At 68.6% G+C, this 25414-nt stretch carries 20 protein-coding genes and 2 pseudogenes; 9 read left to right on the top strand and 13 right to left on the bottom strand.

The genetic code is table 11. The annotated features are described in order from the left end of the window. Together GOAMI_RS11500 and GOAMI_RS11495 are read left to right on the top strand one after the other, a co-directional pair. Positions 1-255, top strand: a 255-nt coding sequence (locus GOAMI_RS11500) for a hypothetical protein (protein WP_157228305.1), incomplete at its 5' end; no start/stop codon positions are given. A gap of 187 nt (positions 256-442) precedes the next feature. Then, positions 443-1792 (top strand): MFS transporter, encoded by a 1350-nt coding sequence (locus GOAMI_RS11495; RefSeq protein ID WP_006436673.1) that lies wholly within the window; start codon positions 443-445, stop codon positions 1790-1792. Positions 1793-1831: 39 nt separating this feature from the next. On the opposite strand, the gene GOAMI_RS11490 is transcribed toward GOAMI_RS11495, so the two are convergent. From GOAMI_RS11490 to GOAMI_RS11480, 3 genes and pseudogenes are all read right to left on the bottom strand, one after another. After that, the gene (locus tag GOAMI_RS11490; protein WP_006436672.1) at positions 1832-2527 is read right to left on the bottom strand and encodes a response regulator; all 696 of its coding nucleotides are present in this window, start codon (positions 2525-2527) and stop codon (positions 1832-1834) included. 11 nt (positions 2528-2538) lie between these two features. After that, positions 2539-3780, bottom strand: coding sequence for a MacS family sensor histidine kinase (gene macS, locus GOAMI_RS11485; RefSeq protein WP_006436671.1), 1242 nt, complete (start codon positions 3778-3780; stop codon positions 2539-2541). After that, positions 3777-5054: pseudogene (locus tag GOAMI_RS11480) on the bottom strand (AI-2E family transporter). Before GOAMI_RS11480 ends, macS begins: the two are co-directional and overlap by 4 nt. 76 nt (positions 5055-5130) lie before the next feature. On the opposite strand from GOAMI_RS11480, the gene GOAMI_RS11475 reads away from it, so the two are divergent. Together GOAMI_RS11475 and GOAMI_RS11470 are read left to right on the top strand one after the other, a co-directional pair. Next, on the top strand, positions 5131-6288 hold the full coding sequence (locus GOAMI_RS11475; protein ID WP_006436669.1) for a lysylphosphatidylglycerol synthase transmembrane domain-containing protein: 1158 nt from the start codon (positions 5131-5133) through the stop codon (positions 6286-6288). Positions 6289-6294: 6 nt separating this feature from the next. Then, on the top strand, positions 6295-6744 hold the full coding sequence (locus GOAMI_RS11470; RefSeq protein WP_006436668.1) for a DUF3054 domain-containing protein: 450 nt from the start codon (positions 6295-6297) through the stop codon (positions 6742-6744). Between the two features lie 119 nt (positions 6745-6863). On the opposite strand, the gene GOAMI_RS11465 is transcribed toward GOAMI_RS11470, so the two are convergent. Beyond that, positions 6864-8501, bottom strand: coding sequence for an NTF2-like N-terminal transpeptidase domain-containing protein (locus GOAMI_RS11465; RefSeq protein ID WP_040004783.1), 1638 nt, complete (start codon positions 8499-8501; stop codon positions 6864-6866). A gap of 189 nt (positions 8502-8690) precedes the next feature. On the opposite strand from GOAMI_RS11465, the gene GOAMI_RS11460 reads away from it, so the two are divergent. Then, entirely contained in the window at positions 8691-9443 is a 753-nt protein-coding gene (locus GOAMI_RS11460) for a pirin family protein (RefSeq protein ID WP_006436666.1), read from the top strand. A gap of 350 nt (positions 9444-9793) precedes the next feature. Here GOAMI_RS11460 and GOAMI_RS11455 read toward each other — a convergent pair whose 3' ends face one another. The 3 genes from GOAMI_RS11455 to GOAMI_RS11445 form a co-directional block, all read right to left on the bottom strand. Next, on the bottom strand, positions 9794-10513 hold the full coding sequence (locus GOAMI_RS11455; protein ID WP_006436665.1) for a sterol desaturase family protein: 720 nt from the start codon (positions 10511-10513) through the stop codon (positions 9794-9796). After that, entirely contained in the window at positions 10513-11250 is a 738-nt protein-coding gene (locus GOAMI_RS11450; RefSeq protein ID WP_006436664.1) for a FadR/GntR family transcriptional regulator, read from the bottom strand. The genes GOAMI_RS11455 and GOAMI_RS11450 overlap by 1 nt, the downstream gene beginning before the upstream one ends. A gap of 128 nt (positions 11251-11378) precedes the next feature. Then, a complete protein-coding gene (locus tag GOAMI_RS11445; RefSeq protein ID WP_040004772.1) occupies positions 11379-12839 on the bottom strand; it encodes a dihydrolipoyl dehydrogenase family protein in 1461 nt (486 codons plus the stop codon). A gap of 85 nt (positions 12840-12924) precedes the next feature. On the opposite strand from GOAMI_RS11445, the gene GOAMI_RS11440 reads away from it, so the two are divergent. Both GOAMI_RS11440 and GOAMI_RS11435 read left to right on the top strand, forming a co-directional pair. Next, the gene (locus tag GOAMI_RS11440) at positions 12925-14916 is read left to right on the top strand and encodes a M13 family metallopeptidase (protein WP_081598231.1); all 1992 of its coding nucleotides are present in this window, start codon (positions 12925-12927) and stop codon (positions 14914-14916) included. Further along, on the top strand, positions 14913-15494 hold the full coding sequence (locus tag GOAMI_RS11435) for a potassium channel family protein (protein WP_006436661.1): 582 nt from the start codon (positions 14913-14915) through the stop codon (positions 15492-15494). The genes GOAMI_RS11440 and GOAMI_RS11435 overlap by 4 nt, the downstream gene beginning before the upstream one ends. Before the next feature lie 55 nt (positions 15495-15549). Here GOAMI_RS11435 and GOAMI_RS11430 read toward each other — a convergent pair whose 3' ends face one another. Beyond that, a complete protein-coding gene (locus GOAMI_RS11430) occupies positions 15550-16677 on the bottom strand; it encodes an NDMA-dependent alcohol dehydrogenase (RefSeq protein ID WP_006436660.1) in 1128 nt (375 codons plus the stop codon). Between the two features lie 223 nt (positions 16678-16900). On the opposite strand from GOAMI_RS11430, the gene GOAMI_RS11425 reads away from it, so the two are divergent. Both GOAMI_RS11425 and GOAMI_RS11420 read left to right on the top strand, forming a co-directional pair. Beyond that, a complete protein-coding gene (locus GOAMI_RS11425; protein WP_006436659.1) occupies positions 16901-19030 on the top strand; it encodes an MMPL family transporter in 2130 nt (709 codons plus the stop codon). A gap of 101 nt (positions 19031-19131) precedes the next feature. Next, positions 19132-20088: a R2-like ligand-binding oxidase gene (locus tag GOAMI_RS11420; RefSeq protein WP_006436658.1), complete on the top strand. Its 957-nt coding sequence runs from the start codon at positions 19132-19134 to the stop codon at positions 20086-20088. A gap of 144 nt (positions 20089-20232) precedes the next feature. Here the strand turns inward: GOAMI_RS11420 and GOAMI_RS11415 are convergent, their stop codons facing one another. The 5 genes and pseudogenes from GOAMI_RS11415 to GOAMI_RS11395 form a co-directional block, all read right to left on the bottom strand. Then, positions 20233-20844, bottom strand: coding sequence for an ABC transporter ATP-binding protein (locus GOAMI_RS11415; RefSeq protein WP_006436657.1), 612 nt, complete (start codon positions 20842-20844; stop codon positions 20233-20235). Positions 20845-21118: 274 nt separating this feature from the next. Continuing rightward, positions 21119-21754: pseudogene (locus tag GOAMI_RS11410) on the bottom strand (ATP-binding cassette domain-containing protein); the annotation flags it as partial. Continuing rightward, the gene (locus GOAMI_RS11405) at positions 21751-22617 is read right to left on the bottom strand and encodes an ABC transporter permease (RefSeq protein ID WP_006436655.1); all 867 of its coding nucleotides are present in this window, start codon (positions 22615-22617) and stop codon (positions 21751-21753) included. The pseudogene GOAMI_RS11410 and the gene GOAMI_RS11405, both read right to left, overlap by 4 nt. Next, the gene (locus GOAMI_RS11400) at positions 22614-23732 is read right to left on the bottom strand and encodes an ABC transporter permease (protein ID WP_174324730.1); all 1119 of its coding nucleotides are present in this window, start codon (positions 23730-23732) and stop codon (positions 22614-22616) included. Before GOAMI_RS11400 ends, GOAMI_RS11405 begins: the two co-directional genes overlap by 4 nt. Then, positions 23687-25321, bottom strand: coding sequence for an ABC transporter substrate-binding protein (locus GOAMI_RS11395; protein ID WP_157228304.1), 1635 nt, complete (start codon positions 25319-25321; stop codon positions 23687-23689). The genes GOAMI_RS11400 and GOAMI_RS11395 overlap by 46 nt, the downstream gene beginning before the upstream one ends. Between the last annotated feature and the right edge of the window lie 93 nt (positions 25322-25414).

Below are 25414 nucleotides of genomic sequence, written 5' to 3'. Positions count from 1 at the left end.
GAGAACTCGCCACCGACGACCCGTGGTCGCCGGACCTCGGGGCCGTCGCCGATGGAGCGTGGGCTGAGCCCGGACGTCACTCCGGCGGCCACCCCCCGGCCGGGAACCGGCGCCCCTGCCGGCCCGCCGTCCGGGGACGCCGACTCCGGCCGTCGCCGGCCGCGCACCGACCGGCACGCCCGCTCGGACGAGTCCGGTGACGAGTCCCAGATCAGCGTGCAGGAACTGCTGAAGCGGAGCCGCTCCGAGAAGTGAGCACCGAGACGTGATCGCCGACGGTCGGTGGAGTTCGCCTCCACCGACCGTGGTGTATCCGGCTATGAATCCCACGGACTCGCGGATCAATTCGGGATGGGCCGGAACTGGGCATTGCCCCGATGTGACTACGCCACATCCTGGGCAGGATGTCTGCCAGCACACCAACGCTGGAGGGACAGCCCGCATGAACTCTTCGACCTGGACGTCTCCGGAGCATCGCCGCAGCGTGCTCTGGATCGTCACCCTCGCCGCCGTCGCCATCGTCTTCGACGGCTACGACCTCGTCGTCTACGGGACGGTCCTGCCGACTCTGCTCGACGACCCGGGACAGCTGGGCGAGCTGACCCCGGCGACCGCCGGCGCACTCGGGTCCTACGCGCTCATCGGCGTGATGATCGGCGCTCTCGCCGCCGGCGCGTTCGGTGACCGGGTCGGCCGGCGTCGGATGATGCTGGTCAACATCGTCTGGTTCTCGGTCGGCATGGCGACGACCGCCCTGGCCACCGACCTCGTCTCGTTCGGAATCCTGCGCTTTCTCACCGGGATCGGGATCGGCGGCCTGGTCGCGACCGCGGGAGCGATGGTCGCCGAGTTCGCGCCGGCCTCCAAGCGGAACCTGTTCAACGCGATCGTCTACAGCGGGGTCCCGGCGGGCGGTGTCCTCGCGTCCGTGCTGGCAATGCTGTTCGTCGATCAGATCGGGTGGCGCGGCCTGTTCTGGATCGGGGCACTGCCGCTCGTGACGCTGCTCCCGCTCGCGGTGCTGAAGATGCCCGAGTCCCCGCAGTGGCTCGCCGCACGCGGACGGTATGAGGAAGCCCGCGAGATCAGCACGCACACCGGAATTCCGGTGGATCTACGGACACGCCACCTTCGCCAGGAGCCGGCACCGGCTCCGGTGAAGCTCGGCTTCGCCGCGCTGGTGACGCGCCGGTTCGCCGTGCCGACGCTGTTGCTGGGAACGATGAGTTTCGTCGGCCTGTTGCTGACCTACGGTCTCAACACCTGGCTTCCGCAGATCATGGAGGCCAATGGATTCGACGCCAAGGGGTCGCTCTCGTTCCTGCTGGTCCTCAACGGCGGCGCGATCGTGGGCGGCCTGATCGCGGCCCGTCTCGCCGATCAGCGAGGCCCGCAGCAGGTCGTCGCGACATCGTTCTGTCTGGCCACCTTCGCGCTCGTGTGCCTGACATTCGGTCTCCCGCTGCCGATCCTGCTCGTCGCGGTCACGGTTGCCGGCACGGGCACCATCGGGACCCAGGTCCTGATCTACGGTTTCGTGTCGAACTTCTACCCGACGGAGGCCCGCGGCGCGGGCGTCGCCTGGTGTGCCGGCTTCGGCCGCCTCGGCGGGATCGTCGGCCCGATCATCGGTGGCCTGCTGATCGGCGCCGGCGTCTCGTCGGGGACCGCGTTCTACCTGTTCGGCGGTATCGCGCTCGCCGGTGCGGCGGCCACGCTGATGGTCGTGACTCCGAAGGTCGCACCGGCCACCCCGATCACGTCGGCCACCCTCGCGGCCACCGACCTGTAACCGGCACAACCACTTTCATCAATCGGCCGGGCGGAGGACTCAGTCCTCCTCCAGGCCGTGTTCGATGACGTAACGGGTCAGTTCCACACGATTGCCCAGCTGCAGCTTCCGGAGCGTGGCCTGCACATGGTTCTCGACGGTCCGGTGACTGAGGGACAGCCGCCGGGCGATCTGCTTGGCGCTGAGCCCTTTCGCCACGAGTCGCAACACCTCGGTCTCCCGGTCCGTGAGGGACGGTGTCGCCGCCGAGGCGTCCGGTTGCTGCGACATCCTGCGGTACTCGCCCAGGACGAGACCGGCGAGCCCGGGCGTGAACACGGCCTGCCCGTCGGCGGTCGCGCGGACCGCGGACACGAGTTCCTCGCGGGACGACGACTTCACGAGATATCCGCTGGCGCCGGCCTTCACGGCCTCGAGCACGTCGTCTCGCTCGCTCGAGGCCGAGAGCACGAGGATGCGGGTCCGTGGCGACACCTCGAGCACCGCCGCGGTTGCGTCGGCACCTGAGCCGTCGGGGAGTTGCATGTCCATCAGCACGACGTCCGGGGTGACCGCGGCCGCACGACGACCCGCGCTGCCCACCCCGTCGGCGGTGGCCACCACGTCGAATCCCTCGTCGGCGAGGTCACGGGCGACCGCGTCGCGCCAGATCGGGTGGTCGTCGACGACCATGATCCGCAACCGTCCTGCCGCACCGTCTGCCACGTGTTCCTCCTCCGACCCGACTGTGCCCATCGGTCCCTCCCTCAGTCCCGCCGACCCTCGGTCTGCCGACGTGGAACGGTGAACTCCCATTCCGTGCCGCCGCCGGGTTCGGTGTCGAGGACGGCCGTGCCGCCCACCGACTCGATTCTGCCGACAATGGATTTCGCGACACCGAGACGTCCCTGAGAGACCGCCTGCGCCAGCCGGCCCTCGACGATTCCGACACCGTCGTCGCGTACGCTCACCACCACGTCGTTCCCCAGATCCTCTACCAGGATGTAGGCGCGCGCATCGGGTCCCGCGTGGTGGTGCGTGTTGTCGAGAGCGTTGACCACGGCGGCGCGGATCTCGTGCCCGATGCGGGCGGGTACGGGGACGGGGTCGGCGGGTGCACTCACCGAGACCCGATCGTCGGCGAACACCCTCAGTGCGGCCGCGAGATCCAGCTCCCCGGCGCCCGGCACGCCGACGCCGTCCAGGTCTTCTTCGGCACCGGCATCCCCGGCGTCGGAGATCAGTCGACGCAACGCGCGTTCCTGCTCGGCGGCCAACGACGCCAGTTCTGCTGTGGAGCCACCGATCTCACGACCTCGCCGGGCGATGAGCGCGAGCACCTGAAGCACTCCGTCGTGCACCTCGCGCGACAAGCGCTCACGTTCCTCGGCGGCTGCCGCGATACGCGCTGCGGCCGAGAGCTTCTCATGCGTCCGGCGGGCGTTCGCCGCGGCGAGTCCGACGGCCATACCGGTCGCGACGATCACGATGATCGTGGCGTTGCGTCCGAAGTTCAGGTTCAGCTCGCCCTTGACGAAAGTGCTCGTCCCGCCGACGACGAGGCCCGCGATGATCCCGTACGTCGGCCCGGCCAGGATGGCCACCGAGATCACCGCGTTGGTGGCCCACAGCGTCGTCGGCCAGGTCTGGTTGTGCCATGCCCACCCGGCGTCGGCCACATATGAGGTGGACAGCATCAGGCCGCAGACCGCGACGACCTCGGCGGTCACCCAGTAGCGGTTGCGGGCGAATCCGATGAAGTAGCCGATGCCGCTGACCAGTGTCCAGGCGGTCAGCAGACCGAAGAGTGCCCACGCGACGGCACGATGCTCGAGGTCGTCGTTGACCGCGATCTGGAAGCCGAGTGCATACAGATACGACAGCAGCCGGAAGATCTGCGCACCACGCCACAGCGGGCCGACCGGATCGGCGTCGACGGCACGGGCCGGCAGTCCGGCCTCGGTGTGCCGCATCTGCGCGACCCACCGCGCGGACGGCTCTGCGCTCACGATGGTCCCGGGTCCCGGGGGTCCGACTCGGACTCATCGGATTTCGGTGTCTCACCACCGGGCCTCGTGCCGCGCTCGGCCACCGCCTCCGCGGTCGCATCGGGATCGGCGGTGTCCCACACGGGTTCACTGGGTTCGACCACGTGACCACCGGCGGCCTCCTGGTCGTCGGCCGCGCCCTCGCTGTCCTTCAGGTGCCGTATCGCGGTGTTGAGGAAGGCGATGAGCGGTACCGCGAGCAGGCCGCCGATGATCCCCGCCGAGACCAGCCCCGCGGCGATGCCCAGGACGACCGCGACCGGATGCGGCCGCACCGAACGTCCCAGCAGGAATGGTTGCAGCACATGACTTTCGAGCTGCATCACGCCGACGACGATGGCGAGGGCCACGACGGCCGCGAGCCAGCCCTGGGTGATCAGTGCGACCAGCACCGCCAGCGAACCGCTCAGCAGGGCACCGACGATCGGGATGAACGCACCCAGGAACACCAGCGACGCCAGCGGAAGTGCGAGCGGAACCTGCAGATTGGCGAGGCCCACGCTGATGCCGCAGGCGTCGACGAAGGCCAACGGCGACCGTGGCCCGCACGTAGCCGACGAGCGTCCCGAATCCGGCGATCCCCGCTCGCCACACCCGGTCACGGGTCGCGACTGGTACGCCGCCGACCGAGAACCGCCAGATCTGATCACCTCCGTAGAGGAAGAAGATGAGGAGGAAGAGAGTGAGCAGTGCGCCGGTGATGATCTCGCTCGCCGTGGTGGCGGTGGCGAGCGCGCCGCTGGTGACCCGATCCTCGCTGTGCTGCAGGAAGTCCAGGATGTCGGTACCCGCACTGCGCACCTGCCCGGGTCGAGGTCGAGCGGTCCCTCGATCAACCACTCCTTGGTGCGTTCCACTGTTGCGCTGACCTCTTCGACGAGCTGCGGCACGCCCCGCATGAACTCGCGCACCACAAAGGTCATGACACCCGCGATGAATCCCAGCGCGAGCAGGATGTTGAGGAGCACCGCCAGGGATCTCGGCACCCCGCGACGGTCGAGGGCGTCGACCGCGGGCACGAGCATCGCCGCGATCAGGATCGCCAGCGCGACCGGGACCAGCACCTCCTCGAACTCCACGAAGAGCTTGGCGGCGACGTAGGCCGCGAAGAGGAGCAGGAGCAACCGCCACGCCCATTCCGCGGCGGCTCGCACCTGCGGGTGGACCCTGGCACGGTCGAGGGACGCGAGGTCGGGGGCAACATGCGGCCGACCGGCCGGTTCGGCTTCGCTCACGAGAGCAACAGTAGACAGTCGATCTACCCAATGGTGGTGGACATACGGCGATACAGCCTGGCCTAAGGTGTCACGTATGTCGGAGGATATTGGCTCGCCGGGGGACGTGACCCCTCGCTCGGCCACCCGTCCCCGCTTCTGGTGGGTGCGGTGGGTCCTCCTGGCCGTCGTCCTGGTGATCCTCGGTGTCGAGGTCGTGCTGATCTGGCCCGAGCTGAAGAAGGCCTGGCTACGCATCGGCGACATCAAATGGCACTGGGTGTTCGCCTGTGTCGTGGCCGCGATGCTGTCGATGGACAGTTTCGCGAAGGTCCAGCGCGCGCTGCTGCGTTCGGCAGGCGTCCGCGTCACCCAGTGGAAGTCGCTGTCGGTCATCCTCGCCGCCAACTCGCTCAGCCAGACGATGCCGGGCGGTCAGGTGCTGGCGCCCGCCTTCACCTACCGCGAGACGCGCAAGTGGGGTGCGACCCCGGTCGTCGCGTCGTGGCAGGTCGTCATGTCGGGGCTGCTGGCAGGCGTCGGCCTCGCCGTCCTCGGTTTCGGCGGCGCAATGCTCGCCGGTGCCAAGACCAGCCCGTTCTCCGTCGTGTTCTCGGTCGCCGGTCTGCTCGCGGTCGCGGTGGTCCTGCAGTACCTCGCCAGCCATCCGGAATCTCTGAAGAACACCAGCATCCGGGTGCTGGGCTGGATCAACCAGCTCCGCAACAAACCCGACGACCACGGCACCGAGAAGCTCTTCGAGACACTGGAGCAGCTCCGCGCGGTCCAGCTGACCAAACGCGACACCTCCATCGCCTTCGGCTGGAGCCTGTTCAACTGGGTCGCCGACGTCGCGTGTCTGATGTTCGCCTGCTGGGCCGTCGACGCGCACCCGAGCATCTCTGGACTCATGGTCGCGTACGCGGCCGGCAAGGCCGTCGGCACGGCGATCCCGTTGCTCCCGGGCGGTATCGGCGTGGTCGACGCCGTGCTGGTCCCGGCCCTCACCAGCGCCGGGATGCCCGCCGCCGACGCCATCACCGCCGTCCTGATCTACCGGATCATCAGCTACGTCTTCATCGCGGCGGTGGGCTGGGTGGTCATCGCGATCATGTTCCGCAGCCGGATCAGGCGCGACGACACGTTCATCGACGCGGTCGAGCGGGACGTCGACGCGGCCGCATCAGAGGACCCGTCCCGTTCGGAGTCCGGTCAAGGGTCCGACACTGATCCCCCGTCAGACCCGGTACGGTAGACCACCATGCCGATCCCGAACCCCACCGAGGCGGGGACCTCACCGGCGCGCGGGACCGCGACCGGGCCGGTTGCCGCCCTGTTCGACGCGGTGGCCATCACGATCTTCGTGGTGATCGGCCGGGCCAGCCACGAAGAGGGCTATGCACCGGTCGCCTTTCTGCACACGCTGTGGCCGTTCCTCGTGGGCTGCGCGGCCGGCTGGTCGATCACCTACGTGTACGCCCACGTGCGGTCCAGCGACTTCTTCGGCCACGACTTCCGTCCCGACCGTGTGGTGCCGGTCGGGATCGTCATCTGGTTCTGCACCGTGACCGTCGCGATGATCCTGCGCTTCATCCTCAGCCAGGGCGTGGCCGTCAGCTTCGTCATCGTCGCGACCGTGACGCTCGCCGTCTTCCTGCTCGGATGGCGCGCGGTCTTCGCCTACCTCGGCCGGCGCGCCGCCGACCGCTGACACACCGCGCCGATGTCCGCAAGCCACGCCGGTTGAGCCGACACCGAGCGCAGCGAGGCGTCGCGTCGAAAGCGCCCACCGGGCCGGCGGTGGCCTCGTCTACTCGATGATGGTCTCGACTACTTGATCGTGAAGTACTTCTGCGCCACCTGAAGCGCCGCGGTACCCGACTTCGGACCTTCGGTGTAGATCACGACCACCTGTCCGCCCTGGATGCCGACGAACCAGCCCGGTCCCTCCGGGCCGTTGGTGCCGACCAGCGCCTTCAGCCCGGGTGCCCGGGTGAGGTCGCTGGCATCACCGGTGGCCGCGGTGGCGGTCATCGCCTTCAAGATCGGTCCGACGAGAGCGGGGTCGAGGCCGCCGAGCTCACCGCCGGCGACCTTGGTGGGCACATTCCTCAGGACGAACGGCGGCACCGACGAGGGCTGACCCGCCGCGGCGCGTGCCATTGCGACGCCGAGCGCACCCATGTTGGTCATCGACATGTTCGTCTGGCCGGGGCGGTAACCGATGGTCGCGATACCGGGCTGGCCCGGCGTCGGAACGCTGGCCCCCGGCACGGTGAACTGGACACCGAGACCCAGCCGGTCGAGCAACGTGTCCGCCTGCTCGGGCTGCGGCCCGGCAATGCGTCCGACCTCGTCGAAGACCGGGTTCAGCGTCGAACCGACCGGGTAGGCCCGATCGATATCGATGTTGCGCTCGGCCGCATACGTGTTCTGCGCCATGCCCAGGATCGCGCCGGTCTGGGCGTCGAGGGTGAGGATCGTGGCGGGCTGCCCGACCTCGACCGCGGCGTCGCCGAGGGTCAGCTGCACACCCTGATCGACGGTCGACAGCACATCGGGTCCGGGCGGTCCCTGCTCACCTGCGAGGCGGCGCGGCCGGACGCCGGGGTTGACCATCTCGACCTGCCAGCCGGCTGTGGCGTCGCGGATCGCCTGCCAGTAGTTGGTCAGGCCGTCCTCGAGCGGCGACGACAGCCGACGGTCGGCCATGACGAGCTGATCGGTGCGGTTGACGCTCACGCCGGGAACACGCGCGGGGTCGCCCGCGAGAACCTGCATGTCCGGATCGCGCAGCGTGACGGCGATGACCGACTTACCCGGCGTCTCGGCCAGCTTCTCGCCGATGACCGCTGGGGTGATCAGCGGCGCGATCGGCGCGATCACGCCGGCCAGCGCTCGGGTCGTGGCCGCCAGATCGCGCGTCTGTGCAGGGTCGATGACGATTTCGTTCACCGGTTGGAGGTACATGAAGACCTTGTTCGAGCGACTGCGCACCGACGGTGAGGGCGTCGCGTCGGTCCGGATCTCGCGGAGGTGACCTCCGGCGCCGAGACCCGGATGCAGGATCGCCGGATCCCACGTGACCTTCCACCCCGACGACAGCTTCCGGGCAGTTCCTTCACTGCTCGCCTCGTAGGCGCGTCCCTTGTCCCAGTTCCACTTCGTGGTCAGGGCGAAGGTCGCGGTACCGTCGCTGTATTCGACGGGTTTCTCGATGTCGACGTCGATCCGTTGTGCAGACATCGATTTCAGCGTCGTGATCAGACTGTCGCCGGCCTGACCGGGCGCGGTGGTGAGCTGCGCGGCACCGCCGGCGTCCTGTCGGCTCAGCGCGCTGGCGAATGCGTCGATGGCGGCGGCAGCACCGGTGTTCGACGATCCGGTGAGCGAACAGGAACTCACCACGACGGCACAGGTGACCGCGGCACAAGCGGCGGATGTTGCGCGCTTGACCCAGATCTTCATGACGACAATCTTCACTCTTGTCACACTCGAATTCGACGCTCCCAGCTTCCATTCGGGAATCAAGCCGGTCACGAACTCATCTCGTCCCGCAATCTGCGGGTCGCATCGGTCCGGGACGTATGGTTCGATCCACCAAACGGGGGACAAACCGCACCGAGTCCGGCCCGCGCCGACTGCGATGATGGAGCCATGGCTTTCACGGTGATCCCCGGCGACGATCGCATGGTCACGACGACCGACTGGCTCACCTCACGACACGGGTTCTCCTTCGGCGATCACTACGATCCCACGAACACCCACTTCGGTGCCCTCCTCGCGTTCAACGACGAGGAGGTGGCGGCCGGCGCGGGCTTCGACCTCCACCATCATCAGGAGAGCGAGATCGTCACGTGGGTGGTCTCCGGAACGCTCGTGCATCGCGACTCGGCCGGACACTCCGGAGTGCTCTATCCCGGTCTCGTCCAGCGGATGAGCGCCGGTACCGGGGTCGAGCACTCCGAGCGCAACGACTCCTGGCCCGAGCTGGCGGGTTCCGGGACCGAGCCGGTGCACTACGTGCAGATGTGGCTGATGCCCGACCGGCACGGGCTCACCCCGTCCTACGACCAGGCCGACGTCGCCGACCAGCTGTCGACCGGTGAGCTGGTCGCGGTCGCCTCCGGTGACCCCGACCGTGGGGCCGCGATCTCCCTCGCCAACGCCGGCGCCACGCTCTACGCCGCGCGGCTGCGCGCAGGCGGCACCGTCGAACTCCCGGCCGCCCGGTTCACCCACCTGTTCGTCGTCGACGGGCAGGCCGCGGTCACCGTCGACGGGGAACCTGCGCCTCTGGACGCCGGCGACGCCGTCCGCGCCCTCGACGCCGAACTGATGTCGGTCACGTCCTCCGCCGGCGCCGAGATCCTCGTGTGGTCGATGGCGTCGGGGCTCGGCGGTTCCTGAGGCCCCACACGCTGCACGAAACCTCCACACCAGTAACCCCCATGCCGGTCGAGCCGACACCGAGCAACCCCATGCCGGTCGAGCCGACACCGAGCGAAGCGAGGCGTCGCGTCGAAACCCGCCCGCCACCGGCCCGCTCACCAGCACGGCGGGAGGTTTCGACGCGGTGGCTCGCTCCGCTCGCTACCGGCTCAACCAGCAACCGCGACCGCCGCGTGACATAGGAGCGTTGAGTAGGCGAGGAGCTTGCGACGAGCCGCCCCCGCTCGTTGAGTAGGCGAGGAGCTTGCGACGAGCCGTATCGAAACGACCTCACCGACCTCGGTCGTCCTTCGGCCAGCGCCTCAGACCTACTCCGCCGTCCGCGACAGCGCGTGCAGGTCCTTCGCGGTCGGTGACTTCTCGACGGTGTCCGGGTCGGGGTAGGTCCGCAGCAACCGGTCGACGGTCCCGGCGGTGGTGACCGTGAACCAGTAGTGCTCGTTGCGGTAGTGGTGGAACCGGTGGTTGCGCCAGATCCTGCGGTAGAACGCGTGGCGCGGCCGGTAGTCGGAGTGGATCAGGTAGTGCGTCCACTCGTAGACCAGGCCGATTGCCGGCAGCACGACCAGGAAGGTCAGCCCGCGCTCGACGCTGGTGAAGACGACGAGCCCGACGATGAGGGCCGCGATCATCACCCCGATCAGCACCTGCCACGGGATGAAGATGAGCGGGATGTCGCGGGGATTGTGGTGATGCTCGCGGTGTTTGCGGGCGACGAGCGGGTCGACGGTGACCGGGCCCAGGCGCTTCGGTCGCCAGTGCAGGACGAAGACGTGGACCAGCCACTCCACCAGCGGGAAGCTCGCAACCATGATCGCCGGGACGAGTAGGTCGGCAAAACCCCAGCCGCCCAACCACACTCGTGCCGCCAGCGCGGTGACGAGGAAACCCGCCATGATCCACGGCGACGGATGCCGGAGGAACTCGGCGAATGCGTCGCGCAGCGACATCGAGTGCCGCGACCGCATGCGTCGTTCCTCGGCCGCGACCTGCCGGCGCGCCCTGATGTCGATCTCGTCGGCGGCCATCAGTGTTCCTCCTGTGGGTCGGTGATCTCGAGTGCCTCGCAGAGAGCGAGTAGTGCCGTCGTCGCGGGTGCGAGAAGGGCTCGGGCCGCGGCTTCGGCGCGTTCGGGTGCGTGCGCGGCGATGGTGTCGACGAGCGCGCGGTAGCCCTCGATGTTCCCGACCTCGGGTTCCAGGACCCCGGCCAGAGCGGGTACGGCGGGCTCGTAGGCGGCGCGCAGCGAGTTGTACATGAGCCGGAAGGCGATCGAGTCGGCCGCGTCGATGACGACGCTCCAGAACTCGAGGGCGGCGACCTGCTGGCCGATCGGGTCCGGCTCGGCGGCGAGACGATCCAGGACCGACCGGATCGCGACGAGATCGTCGTCGGTGGCACGTTGCGCCGCGAGGCGGGCGACCTCCGGCCCGACGGCGGCGCGCGCTTCGACGATCGACCGCGCGACACTCGGCACGAGCGCCCCTCCACGGAGGAGCAGCCGTGGCAACAGGTCGAGCCCGCCTGTGCGTGCGATGTCCTGGACGCGCGCGCCGTAGCCCTGCCGGATGGTCACGAGCCCGGCCGCGGCGACTCGTTTGAGCGCCTCGCGCACCGTCGGCCGGGACACCCCGAGCATCCGTGCCAGCTCTCGTTCGCTGGGGAGCGCTTCACCGGCGGCCAGATCGCCGGAGAGCACCCCCTCGACGATCTGGTCGAAGACGATCTCGGGTGCGCTCTGCTGGGTCACCGGCTCGAAGGGCATGCTGTGACGGTAGCCACCCTCGGTCAGGTGGTCAAGTGGTCAGACCAATTGTGCCGCATGCTCGCGACGTCGGCGGAGACGCGCCGGCCCTACGTAGCGGCACTCCGCTGAAGCGGTGATTCTGCAGGTCAGCGCAGCTGGTCGAGCAATCGCAGCCACACCTCGCTGACGGTCGGATACGACGGCACCGCGTGCCACAACCGCGACAGCGGCACCTCACCGACGATCGCGACCGTCGCCGAGTGCACGAGTTCGCCCGTCTGCGCCCCGACGAACGTCGCACCCACGAGGACGTCCCGCGCCGCGTCGACGACCAGAGAGGCGTACCCCGAGTAGTCCGAACCCAGCAGGTACGACCCGGCCACCGAGATGCCCCCTTCGGCGACGCGCACGTCGATGCCCGCGTCCTCCGCCTGCGCGTGGGTCAGCCCCACCGAGGAGATCTCCGGTCTGGTGAACACCACCTGCGGCACCGCGGCATGGTCCGAAACCGCGACGTACCGCGATCCGTCGAGGTCTCGCCCCTCCGCCCGGGCCGCGATGACGTCACCGGCCACCCGCGCCTGATACTTGCCCATATGCGTCAACACGTTGCGGCCGTTGACATCTCCGACCGAGTACAACCACGGATGCCCCGGCACGGTGAGGTGATCGTCGACCGTCAACGGTCCCTTGGCCGCCAAACCCAGCGAGTCGAGGCCCACATCGGTTGTCGCGGGCGACCTTCCGGCCGCGACCAGGATCTCGTCGACGGTGAGCTCCCCCGCACCGTCGCCCGCGAGCCGGACGACCGCCGGGCCGCCGTGCAGTCGTCCGTATCCCGAGGCAGTGGCGTCGGTTCGTTCGACCGCCTCGATCGTCGTCCCGAAGCGGATGTCGGCGCCGAGAGCCCGCAGCGCGTCGGCAACCCGTTCCCCTGCAAAGGGTTCCATCCGCGGCAACAGCCGGTCCCCGCGGATGGCCATGACCAGGCTGCGCACCCCGAGGTCGAGCAGCCACGTCGCGGCCTCGCACGCCACCACCCCGCCGCCGAGAACCACCATCCGTTCCGGGATCTCGAGGATGTTGGTGGCGTCGCGCGAGGTCCACGGCAGCGCTTCGCGGAGTCCCGGGACGGGCGGGACCGACGCGGTGCTGCCGGTCGCGATGACCACGGCCTCGCGTGCCGTCACCAACCGGTCGCCGACGCGGACCTGCTTCTCGCCGACGATCCGGCCGTGACCGCGGATCACCTCGATGCCGGCACCGTCGGCCCACTGCACCTGGCCGGAGTCATCGTGCGTGGCGGCGCTGTTGTCGAGACGCCCGGTGACGGTGTCCCGCCAGCCGAGCACGGCGTCGGCATCCGGATTCGGCGCCGATGCCCGTTCGCGGGACCCGGCCAGTGACCGCGCCTCCTCGAGGGCGTTGCCGGGTCCGAGCAGCGCCTTGCTCGGCATGCAGGCCCAGTACGAGCACTCCCCACCCATCAGTTCGTGTTCGACGATCGCGGCCGTGCGATCGCTTCCCCGTATCGCGTAGTCGGCAGCATTCTCGCCCACCGGACCACCGCCGATCACGACGACGTCGTAGCTGGTTTCTCCCACCATGGATCCACCGTAGGGACCGACCGGGGACCTCGTGCGATTTCGCCGGTACCGAACGCTGCTGACGGATCGCCCATCCGGTGACAGGATGGAGCGCGTGACTGCTTCGAATACCGACCTCAAGTCCGGACTCGACCTCGACTGGGTCGACGATTCCGTCCGCATCCAGGACGATCTGTTCGCCCACGTCAACGGGAAGTGGCTGGAGTCGCATGTCATCCCCGACGACCGTTCGGTCGACGGCGCCTTCCACGTGCTGCGCGACAACTCCGAGGAGAACGTCCGCGACATCATCACCGAATGCGCCGAGTCGAGCCCCGCGAGCGGCTCCGACGCACAGAAGATCGGTGACCTCTACGCGTCGTTCATGGACACCGATCACATCGAGGCACTCGGCATCGGCCCGATCACCGGGGAACTCGAGAAGATCGCGGCCGTCGACTCGGCGGACGCGCTCGCCCGACGCATCGGCCGGTTCCAGCGTCACGGCGCCGGTGGACTGTTCGGCTATTACGTCGACACCGACGCCAAGAAGTCCGACCGCTACCTTGTGCACGTCACCCAGTCCGGCCTCGGATTGCCGGACGAGTCGTACTACCGGGAGGACAAGCACGCGGGGACCCGGACCGCCTACGTCGCACACGTGGAGCGGATGTTCGCCCTCGCCGGCTTCGACGATGCCGCCGCCCGCGCCGCCACCATCCTCGATCTCGAGACCGCCATCGCGGCCGAACACTGGGACGTCGTCCGGCGCCGCGACGCCGAACTCACCTACAACCTGATGACGCTGGACGACTTCGCCTCCGCCGCCGACGGTTTCCCGATCGGTGAGTGGCTGGGCGGTCTGGGCACCACCGGCGATCCGACCTTCGCCGAGGTCGTCGTCGCGCAGCCGTCCTTCGTGTCCGGAGCGTCGGCACTCATCGCCTCACGCCCGCTCGAGGAGTGGAAGACGTGGCTGACGTGGCGCCTGCTCCATTCCGCCGCGTCGTATCTGTCGTCGGACTTCGTCGACGAGAACTTCGAGTTCTACGGCCGCACCCTGACGGGCGCGGAGACCATCCGCGACCGCTGGAAGCGCGGCGTCGGCTTCGTCGAGGGCGCGATGGGGTTCGCGGTCGGCAAACTCTATGTGGCCAAGCACTTCCCGCCCGAGGCGAAGGCGCGCATGGACGAGCTCATCGCGAACCTGGTGAAGGCCTACCGCCGCAACATCTCCGAACTCCCGTGGATGACCCCGGACACCCGGGAGAAGGCCCTCGCCAAGCTCGAGAAGTTCACCCCCAAGATCGGCTACCCGGTCAAGTGGCGCGACTACAGCGCACTGAGCGTCGACCGCGGTGATCTCATCGGGAACGTCGCGCGCGCATCGTCGTTCGAGCAGGACCGGGAATTCGCCAAGATCGGTGGGCCGGTCGACCACGACGAATGGTTCATGACCCCGCAGACGGTCAACGCCTACTACAACCCGGGCATGAACGAGATCGTCTTCCCCGCGGCCATTCTGCAGCCGCCGTTCTTCGATCCCGAGGCCGACGACGCGGTCAACTACGGCGGCATCGGCGCGGTCATCGGGCACGAGATCGGCCACGGCTTCGACGACCAGGGCGCGAAGTACGACGGCGACGGCAACCTCGTCGACTGGTGGACGGACACCGACCGCACCGAGTTCTCCTCACGCACACGTAAACTCATCGACCAGTACGGCGAGTTCACCCCGACCGGCCTCGACCCCGAGCACAAGGTCAACGGCGACTTCACCATCGGGGAGAACATCGGCGATCTCGGCGGTCTGTCGATCGCGCTCGTCGCCTACGAGATCGCCCACGAGGGGCAGGATCCGCCGGTCATCGACGGCCTCACCGGAACGCAGCGCGTGTTCTTCAGCTGGGCCCAGATCTGGCGCACCAAGACCCGGGACGCCGAGGCGATCCGCCGCCTGTCCATCGACCCGCATTCGCCGCCGGAGTTCCGGTGCAACGGCGTCGTGCGCAACGTGGACGCGTTCTACGAGGCGTTCGACGTGAAGCCCGGCGACGCACTGTATCTCGAGCAAGACCAGCGGGTCCGGATCTGGTGAACGACGCACCTGGGGCCGGCGGCGCCTCGCCCGATGGCGCCCCGGTACCGCGACCCGGGGCACCGGAATCCTTCGTCCTCGCGAAGGGACGCGATCTGACAGTCGCCCTACTCCGGCCCGTCGGCGCGGCCATCGTGTTGCTGATCGGATACTTCTTGTTGCCGATCAACAGGACGAGCGATCTCAACATCCTCGGACTGACGGTCGGCGCCTTCCTGCTGGCATCTTTCTGCGTCTGGGAGGTCCGGAAGTTCGCCCGGTCGGTCCATCCGCTCGCGACCGCAATGGAGATGCTCGTCGCACTGTCGACGTTCTACGTCGTCGTCTTCGCCACCACGTATTACCTGTTCTCCGAATACGACCCGGGCAGCTTCAACGAGTACCTCAGCCGCGTGGACGCCCTGTACTTCTGCCTGACGGTGTTCACGACAACCGGTTTCGGCGACATCGCGGCGTATTCGCAGGGCGCCCGCATCGCGGTGTCCATCCAGATGGCCAGCACCCTCGTGCTCCTCGGACTCGGTCTGCGATTCCTCAATCTGCTGATCAACCAGAAACGCCAGGCCACCGGAGGGTGACCTGGCGTCGCCGGGTGTCAGCGCGAGCGATCAGTGATCGCCCTCGCCGGAGCGATCAGTAGTCGTCGTCGCCGTAGACGATCATGCCGCGAATGTTGTTGCCCGCGAGCATGTCGTCGTAGGCCTCGTTGATCTGATCGAGCCGGTAGGTCTTGGTCACCAGATCATCGATATTCAGCTTGCCGGCACGGTACTCGTTGAGCAGCGCCGGCACCTGGGTCCGGGGGCTGGCACCACCGAAGATCGCGCCCTGCACCCGCTTCTGCAGCAGGGTGAGCTCGAAGAGGTTCATCTGCGCGTCCATCGACGCGTAGTTGCCCATGCCCACCACGACGACCTGTCCGCCCTTGCCGGTCAGGGCCAGGGCGGGCGCGATCATCGAGCCGTCGATCTCACCGACGGTGAGGATCGTCGTGTTGGCCATCCGGCCCCAGGTGATGTCGCCGATGGCCTCGGCCGCCGCCTCCATCGACGGGAAGGTGTGCGTCGCACCGAGTTTTTCGGCCATCTGCAGCTTGAAGGGCACGGGGTCGACCGCGATGACGTGGCGCGCACCGGCCGCCGCGGCGCCCTGGACCGCGTTGATGCCCACACCGCCGATGCCGACCACGACGACGGTGTCGCCGGCATGCGTCCCGCCGATCTCAACTGCGGAGCCCCAGCCGGTCGCGACACCGCACCCGAGGAGTGCCGCCGCCTGGAGCGGGATGTCGTCCTCGATCTTCACCAGCGAGGCCTGATTCACGGTGATGTAGGGCGCGAAGGTCCCGAGCATGCACATCTGGACGAGCGGAAGTCCGTCATGGGTGTGCGCACGGTTCGTGTCGTCGGCGATCGAGAGGCCGGTCAGCAGCCGTGCACCCTCGTCGCAGATGTTCTGCTGTCCTCGCGAACACGGCTCGCAGGTCCCGCAGGCCGGGATGAACGCGGTGACGACGTGGTCGCCTTCCTTGAGGTTGGTGACGCCCGGGCCGACCTTGGTCACCACGCCGGCACCCTCGTGACCACCCAGAACCGGCATCGGGGCGGGGCTGTCGCCGGTGCGGAGGTGATGGTCGCTGTGGCACAGACCCGAGCTGACAAGTTTGACCTGGACCTCGCCCGCCACCGGATCGCCGAGCTCGAACTCCTCGATCTGCCACTTCTCACCCGGATTGCGGAGAACTGCACCTTTGGTCTTCACATGTGCTCCTTACTCGTGCCGCCCCGGAACAGGGCGTTAGATATCGCCGTCTGCTTATGCAACGTACATCACATGGTGGTCCAAGACCGCGGTCGCCGCAGCCATTTCACGTGATCCGTCTCGCGCGTTCGCTCCGGCCTGCGGCCGGCGCCGAATCGGTTGCATGCGACCGTCCTCGAGCCCCTCGTCGGCACGTGAGAGCAACACTTGGAACGATGGCCCCATGCCGGACAAGACCGATTCGAGTCCCCGTCCCACCCGCAAGCTCCGCTGGCTGATCCCGGCCCTTCTACTCCTCGCCTGGTTGATCGTCGGCGGGATCACGGGCCCCTTCGCCGGCAAGCTCGCGAGCGTCGCGAGCAACGACAGCAGTTCCTTCCTCCCGGCGTCGGCGGAGTCCACGCAGGTCCAGAACCTCCTCGCCGACTTCCAGGACACCGACGAGATCCCCGGCATCGTCATCGCCGAACGCTCGGGCGGGATCACGCCCGGCGACCTCGAGTTCCTGCGCACCACCACCTCCGAGGTGGCCGGTCAGCCCGGATTCGGACCGGCGGTCTCGCCGCCGATCCCGTCGCAGGACGGTCAGGCCGCGCAGGTCTTCGTCCCGATCGACAGCGCGGGCGAACCCGCCGACACCGTGGAGATCTTGCGCGACAAGCTGGCCGACGCGCCGGACGGTCTGACCGTCGCGGTCACCGGCCCCGCCGGCCAGGTCGCCGACCTCGGGGAGGCCTTCGCCGGAATCGACGGCCTGCTGCTGCTGGTCGCGGGCACCGTGGTGATCCTGATCCTGATCGTCGTCTACCGCAGCCCGATCCTGCCGTTCGTGGTCCTCATCTCCGCGGTCTTCGCCCTCGGACTCGCGTCGGGCCTCGTCTACTTCCTGACCAAGCAGGGCGTTCTCGACCTCAACGGTCAGAGCCAGGGCATCCTGTTCATCCTGGTCTTCGGCGCGGCCACCGACTACGCGCTGCTGCTCGTATCCCGATATCGGGAGGAGTTGATCGCGACCGAGGACAAGTACGCGGCGCTCCGGCAGGCCTGGCGCGCCACGATCGAGCCGGTCGCCGCGTCGGCGGGCACCGTCATCGCCGGTGTCCTCTGTCTGATGCTGTCCGACCTGAACTCCAACAAGAGCCTCGGCCCGGTCGCCGCGATCGGCATCCTCGCGTCCTTCCTGGCGTCGATGACGTTCCTCCCCGCCGCCCTCGCGCTCCTCGGCCGGACCGCGTTCTGGCCGCTGCGCCCCCGGTACGCCCCGCAGACCTCGGCCGACAGCGGTGCCACCCACCGCCTGTGGAAGCGCATCGCCGACACGGTCGCGTCCAAGCCGCGCGCCATCTGGGCCGGCACCCTGATCCTGCTGCTCATCGGCGCGGCATTCGCCCCGACCTTCAAGGCCGACGGCATCGCGTCGACCGACTTCTTCATGGGCTCGGTCGAGTCCGTGGAGGGCGCCGAGATCCAGGCGAGACATTTCGACGCCGGTAGCGGTACGCCCACCTACGTCATCGCCGATCAGGGCGCAGGCACCGCCGTACTCGACGCGGTCCGCGCGACCGACGGTGTCGCCGGCGCCGAACTGATCACCGAAGGCAGCGCGCCGATGGTCCGTGACGGCAAGGTCGCCGTCACCGCCACGCTGACCGACAATGCGGAGTCACTCGCCACCCAGGACACCGTCGCCGACATCCGTTCGGCGGTCGGCCAGGTCCCGAACGCGAACGCCCTGGTCGGCGGCACCACCGCCATCGATCTCGACACCCGCGAGACGTCCATCCACGACCGCAACCTGATCATCCCGATCGTGCTGATCGTCGTGTTCCTGGTCCTGGTGGCGCTGCTGCGCAGCGTCCTCGCGCCCGCGATCCTGCTCGCGACGACCGTGCTCTCCTTCGCGACGACGTTGGGTGTGGCCGCGCTGCTGTTCAACGGTCCGTTCGGCTTCCCCGGCGCCGACCCGGTGGTCCCGCTGTTCGCCTTCGTGTTCCTCGTGGCGCTCGGCATCGACTACAACATCTTCCTGATGACCCGGGTGCGCGAGGAGGCGCTCCGGCATGGCACCCGCATCGGCATGATCCGCGGGCTCACCGCGACCGGCGGCGTCATCACCTCGGCCGGAGTCGTGCTGGCGGCGACCTTCGCGGCCCTCGCCGTGATCCCACTCCTGTTCCTGGTACAGGTGGCCTTCCTGGTGGCGTTCGGCGTCCTCGTCGACACCCTCATCGTGCGTACGCTCCTGGTTCCCGCACTGACCCTGGACATCGGACGCAAGATCTGGTGGCCGAGCGCGCTCGCAAAACGGGAAGAAGAGGACACGACACCGGAATCCGTCCTCGAGAGGGCGTAACATCAGCTGTGACAAGCGAATTCACTGATTCCAACACCGTCGGCACGGTAACGCGTTAGCGTCAGGTATTCGCATTCCCACGTCGGTTGGCTGGTGATCTCATGACCCTTATCGAACACAAGGAAGAGGGCCGCCAGGACTTCTCGTCACTGCGGCAGGGCGGTCTCAACTGGGACTCGTTTCCATTGCGACTCTTCGTCAAAGGGAACTCCCGGTTCTGGGATCCGGTGGCGATCGACTTCTCCCGGGACGCGCAGGACTGGGTGGAGCTGAACGACGAACAACGGCGCAGCGCAACCTATCTGGTGAGTCAGTTCATCGCCGGGGAGGAGGCGGTGACCGAGGACATCCAGCCGTTCATGAAGGCGATGGCGACCGAGGGCCGCTTCGGTGACGAGATGTACCTGACACAGTTCTGTTTCGAGGAGGCCAAACACACCCAGGTCTTCCGGATGTGGATGGACTCCGTCGGACTGACCGGCGACCTCCAGCCCTTCGTCGCCGACAATCCCTTCTATCGCCGCTTGTTTTACGAGGAGTTGCCGGCGTCTTTACACGCCCTCGAACACGACGCGTCGCCGCGTAACCAGATCCGCGCGAGCGTCACCTACAACCACGTCATCGAGGGCAGCCTGGCACTGACCGGCTATCACGCCTGGCAGAAGGTCTGTACGCGGTTCGACATCTTCCCCGGCATGCAGAAGCTGATCCGGTTCATCAGCGACGACGAGCGGCGCCACATGGCATGGGGCACCTTCACCTGCCGCCGTCACGTCGCCGCCGACGACTCGCTGTGGGCCGCCGTCGGCGAGCGCATGGACGAACTCCTCCCCTTGGCGCTCGGCATGATCGACTGGGTCAACCAGCAGTTCGACGAGCAACCCTTCGGGCTCGACAACAACGAGTTCCTGACCTATGCCGCCGACCGCGCCCAGCGCCGGCTCTCCGCGATCGAGTCCGCCCGCGGACGCTCGGTCGCCGACATCGACGTCGACTACTCCCCAGAAGTCCTCGAGGACGCCATGGGCGAGGACGACGCGGTGCGGTTGCAGATGTGACCCGCTGCCCCGCCGGCTGAGCCGGCACCCCCAACCCCCGACGGCTGAGCCGGCACCGAGCGCAGCGAGGCGCCGCGTCGAAGCCCCCCACCCCCCGCCGGCTGAGCCGGCACCGAGCGCAGCGAGGCGCCGCGTCGAAGCCCCCTACCGCACGTCCAGATCGACGACGTCACGGCACCGCGCGTCGACGAGCCCCCGTTGGTGGCTGACCAGCACCAGACCCGCGCCGTCGTCGACCAGTTCCTGGAGTAGCCCGATCACGGCCCGCGCCGAGACGGGGTCGAGCATGGCGATCGGTTCGTCGCACAGCACGAATCGCGGAGCCTGAACCAGAAGGCGCCCGACGCATGCGCGCTGGAGTTGACCGTCGGAGACCTCTGCGGGGAAGCGGTCGAGCAGGGCGGGGTCGAGGCCCACACGTGCCGCGCTCACCTCGACGTCACAGTTCCGTCGTGCGATGGTGGCGGGTTCGGCAACGATCTTCCGCAGAGTCCAGCGCGGGTTGACGACCATGCGCGGGTGCTGAGCGAGCAGTCCGATTGTCCCCGGCCGCGGTTCCACGCCGTGCTGCTCGACGGAGCCCGCCGTGGGTTCGGCGAGTCCGGCGAGGATGCGCAGGAGCGTCGTCTTGCCGCTGCCCGACCGGCCGACGATCCCGAGGACGGATCCCGCGTCGACGGAGACATCGACGCCGGTGAACACCTCCCGGCCACCGAAACGCGCGGTCAAGCCTCGCCCGATCAGTGCCGCCGTCATGAGACGGCCTCGAAGAATGCGGCGACGTACTCGTCGGCGGACGTCGCGAGGTCGGTCGGCGTGCCCTGCTCCACGATCCGGCCGGCGCGCATGACCGCGATTCGGTCGGCACCCCCCTGCCGGCTGACCCCGTCCGACCCCACACATCAGCCGCACCCCCCTGCCGGCTGACCCCGTCCGAGCCCCGCACATCAGCCGCACCCCCCTGCCGGCTGAGCCGGTCCCGAGCGAAGCGAGGCACCGCGTCGAAGCCCCCCGCCCCCTGCCGGCCCCCGACCATCGTCTCCACATCGTGGGTGATCACCAGAACAGCGGCGCCGCGTCGAGCGGTGGCCGCCAGGAGGTCCCAGATCGTGGCCGCGAGTTCGGGGTCCAGTGCGGAGGTCGGCTCGTCGGCGACGAGGATCTGTGGGTCGCCGGCGAGGGCTGCGGCGATCGCTGCGCGCTGGGCCATCCCGCCGGACAGTTCGTGCGGGTAGAGCCGCAGAGCGTCTGGATCGAGGTGGACCGCCAGGCACAGCTCGACGGCGTCGCGCGGGCCGTCGAGCCCGACGATCACCTCGTCGAGCTGTGAGCCGAGCGTACGAACCGGTGTGAACGAGGTGGCCGCCGACTGCGGCACCAGCCCGACGCGGCGCCCACGCAGCGTCCGCCAGCGCGGGTCACGGCCTGCGATCTCGTCCCCGATGAAGGTGTCGTTACCCAGTGACATCCGCCCGGTCACGTTCGACCCGGGTGGGAGCAGTCCGCAGAGCGCGGCGGCGACCATCGACTTCCCGCATCCCGATTCGCCGACGAGCGCGGTCAGCGAACCGGCCGGCAGATCCAGCGTGACGTCGTCGAGTACCCGAACCGCTTCGCGACGCCGGGTGGCGACGTCGACCGTCAGGCCGTCGAGACGAGCGCTCACCGCCACACCTCCCCGGCCGGCGGTAGCGTGGCCCGACGCAGCGAGGCGGCAGCTCCCGAACACGCGACCGCGGTGACCATGAGCGCCACGCCGGGTACCACCAGCGTCCACCAGGCGCCGGTGAGGACGTCGCCGCGGGCTTGCCCGAGGAGGGTGCCCAGGCTGGCGGCGTCCGGCGAGAGGCCGACGCCGAGGAACGACAGGGTCGTCTCATGCCACACCGCATGCGGGAGCAGCACCGTCATCGCGACCAGTACCTGACCGGAGACAGCGGGCATGAGGTGACGGGTCGCGATGAACGTCCGCGACGCGCCCGCGAGCCGCGCGGTCTCCACCCACCCGGCCGACGTCGCCTCCAGTAACTCGGCACGCACCACACGTGCCACGGCCGGCCAGTGGGTCAGCGCGATCGAGGCGATGATCGCCACCGGTTCGCCCCGCCACATCGCGGCGATCACCACTCCGACGACCAGGTGTGGAAGCGCGTTGACGGCGTCGACGACGCGCATGACGATCGCGTCCACCCAGCCGCCGGCGGCCACCGACGCGATCCCGACGACGACGCCGAGGACGGTGGCGAGTATCGCGCAGGCGAGTGCGATGACCAACGAGATCCGCAGGCCCTCCGCGGCGCGGGCCCCGAGGTCGTATCCGGAATGGTCGGTGCCCAGGAGGTTGTCTTCGCTCGGGGCGCGCAGGGCATGGGCGAAGTCGGCGGTCTGATCCCCGGCGGCGAGTGGCCACCCCACGGCGAGGATCCCGATGACGCCGAGCACGATCCACGGTGTCCCGAACCCGAGCCGATCACGCGCTGCGGCCCAACGCCTCTCGACGCGGAACGCCGACGCACCGACCGCGGTCATGCGCGCAGCCCGATCCGCGGATCGATCCAGATGGCGGCCGCATCCGAGAGCGCCGATCCGACGAGCACGAGCACAGCCGATCCGACGGCCAGCGGCGCGAGGAGTGCGAAGTCGAGTGCCACCGCCGAATCGACGAGAGCCTCGGCGAGACCCGGCCCGCCGAAGACGGTTTCGACGATCGCGGCACCGGCGATGAGTTCGGGCAGTCTGGTCCCGAGCAGTGCCAGGGTCGGCAGCACCGACACCGGCACGATGTGCCCGCGCAACAGCGTCCATCCGCCCACCCCGCGGGCCCGCGCGCCCCGAACCGCATCGGAGGCCGACGCATCCACGACCGCCGAACGCATCGTCAGCAGCAACCACGGGATCATCGAGATCGTCAGGGCCAGATACGGCAGCGCCGCGTGCGTCAGCAGACCGTCGAGCGAGTGGTCATCGCCCGGACGGCGGGCACCCGAGGACGGAAACCACCCGAGCCCCACCGCGAATGCACTGACCAGCACGAGCGAGACCACGAACGGCGGAGTCGCGGCGAGCATTGCGGCCAGCGCCGTGCACACGCGATCGAGGAGCCCACCGCGCCGCATGCCGATGACCGCGCCGAGGACGATCGCGACGGTGGCCGCAGAGATCAACGCCGACAACGACATCCCGAGGGTGAACGGCACACGATCGGAGATCACGTCCGCCACCGGTTGACGCATGGTCGACGACCACCCGAGGTTCCCCTGGAGCACGGCCGCCCACCACTTCCACCAGGCCTCGAACCAGTGGTCGTCGAGTCCGTAGGCCTGTGTGACGGCGTCCCGCTGTGCCTGGGTCGCCGACTGGTGGTTGTCACCGAGGTGAGCGGTGAGCGGATCGAACGGCGAGGCCGCGGCAACCGCGAACACCGCCAGCGACACGAAGAGCACAGTCGGGACCATGACCAGGAAGCGACGGCCGAGCAGTCGCATCGCGGGCCCGGTGCGCGAACGGCGTCGCGCTTGTTCGCCTGTCCCGGTGGCGTTTTCCGCGGCGAGGTCCACCACGGCTGCGGACCGCCCGGCGTCCGGCCGGATCCGCGTGGTCACGAGGCCGGTGACCAGGACGGCAGATTCCACCACGGTCCCCATGTGACGCCGTGCGAGTGGGGTTCGAGGATGGGCGCATCGTGCGACCACCCGGCGCTCCGCGCGACGTAGGTGTGATGGACGAAGGCGAGGAAGACCTGCGACGGTTGGCGCGCATAGACCTGCTGGATGCGGCGGTACCGCTGGTCGTTCTCCGGCCCCGACGCCGATTCTCTTGCGGTGTTGAGCAATTCGTCGAGACCGGGAGCCGTGAAGTTGCCCGGGTTCGAGTAGGGTGACGAATCCGGCACGCGGGTGTGCAGCGCGTCGTAGACCTGGGAATCGATGCTGTACGGGGTGGCACCGCCGCCGAGAAAAGCGGCAGCCGAGCCCATCTTGGTGTCGATCTCGTCCCAGCTGGTGCCTCGCGTCAACACTTCGACGCCGATCTTCTTCATCGACGCCGCAAATGCCACGGCCAGATCGCGACGCAGGGTGTCCTCGGCGTTGTACAGCAACGGGAAGCTCGCACGAACCCCGTCCCGCACACGCACGCCGTCGGGACCGGTGCGCCAGCCCGCGTCGTCGAGGATCGACGAGGCCTGGGCACGGTCGTAGGCGAACTGGGCGGCGGCGTCGTAGGAGCTTCCGTAGACCTCCGCGATCGGAGTGCTGGCCGGCTCGCCCTTGCCCATCAGCACGTCCTCGACGAGCGCCGACCGGTCCACGCCGATGTTCATCGCCAGCCGCGCCGAAGGGTCTGCGGTGAAGGCGTTCTCGGCCGGCAGCGACACTCCCCGCCAGTCCGCCGAAGCCACCACGGCGACGTCGACCCCGGAGCGTTCGGCGAATCCGTCGGCCAGACGCGGCGGAAGGCTCGCCCCGTCGACCTCGCCGGTCTGCAGGAGCTGCGCCCGGGAATTGTCGTCGGGCACATGGGTGTAGACGATCCTGCGCACCGACGGCACATCACCGGCGCGGTCGTCGCGGGCGACGAGGACCGCCTGGTCGGGGTCGAGGGATTCGAGACGATACGGGCCGGTCCCGACAGGTTCGGTGTTGATCGCCCACTGCGCAGCGGGGGCGGCCTCCACCCTTTCCGACGGAACGATGCCGAGGAGCAGATACGGCGACGGGTCCGCGTCCGTGTTCGTGGTCAGCCTGATCGCCTGCGGCCCATCGGCATCGACGGTCACGATCGGGGTGAAGTCGGTGGAGATGCCCGAGGCGACCTTCGGGTCGACGACGGCGCGATAGGTCGCCACCACATCGGCGGAGTCGAAGGCACTGCCGTCCGAAAAGGTGACACCGCCCTTCAGCGGCACCCGCCACGTGCGTGGTGCGATCCGTTCGGGCGCCGACGCGGCGAGCGCAGGAATGAGGTCGGGCACACGGTCGTCACCGTCGGCAGCGGGAGCCAGCAATCCGTCGTAGATCGGCGAGACACCCAACTGTCCGTAGCCGAGGATCGGATTGAAGCGGTCGAGATCCTGGCTCTCGGCGAGCACGATCTGATCCGACGTCGCCGTGTCCTCACTGCCGGCACATGCCCCGAGGACTGTCCCCGCGAGCAGCATCGTTGCAACCGAGACGATCACCGGCCGTCCGCGGCGTCCGAGGGGCGGGCGGCCTACACGTGTCGTCACAGACATATGTTCTCCCAGACATACATCGGTCGCCACTCGACCCGACGATTGCCGCCGGTGGTGTATATCGAGGGGGTGGGACGAGCAGAGGAGGTACCG

Source organism: Gordonia amicalis NBRC 100051 = JCM 11271, from assembly GCF_000332995.1.
Taxonomy (GTDB): Bacteria; Actinomycetota; Actinomycetes; order Mycobacteriales; family Mycobacteriaceae; genus Gordonia; species Gordonia amicalis.
This window is presented reverse-complemented; position numbering and strand designations above follow the sequence as displayed.